The sequence below is a fragment of the Flavobacterium sp. LC2016-23 genome, assembly GCF_009674775.1.
Classification (GTDB): Bacteria; Bacteroidota; Bacteroidia; order Flavobacteriales; family Flavobacteriaceae; genus Flavobacterium.
Window position 1 is genome coordinate 1 of the sequence record NZ_WKKE01000086.1, and the last position, 422, is coordinate 422.

The 422-nt window shown below is 46.7% G+C and carries 1 pseudogene; it reads left to right on the forward strand.

The features are described from left to right. A pseudogene (locus GJU43_RS22975) lies at window positions 1-422 on the forward strand (hypothetical protein); the annotation flags it as partial.

Sequence of the window (422 nt, forward strand, 5' to 3'; positions counted from 1 at the left end):
GCAACCGATACCTGTGATGGTGATGTTTCGAATAGTGTAAAAACAAGCGGCGCTTTTGTTCCGTCAGAGACTTGCGCCAACGCAGGAACCTATACCAACACCTGGATTGTAAAAGACGATTGTGGAAATACCTCCGATACTTTCACGCAAATAATCACCATTGAAGATACCACCGCACCAACATGGAATACTCCGGCAGGTGCTTTAAACGTAACGGTGCAATGCAGCAATGCTGAAGCCTTAACGGCTGCACAGGCACAATTCCCTATCGCAACCGATACCTGCGACGGTGATGTTTCGAATACTGTAAAAACAAGCGGCGCATTTGTTCCGTCAGAGACTTGCGCCAACGCAGGAACCTATACCAATACGTGGATCGTAAAAGACGATTGTGGAAATACCTCCGATACTTTCACACAAAT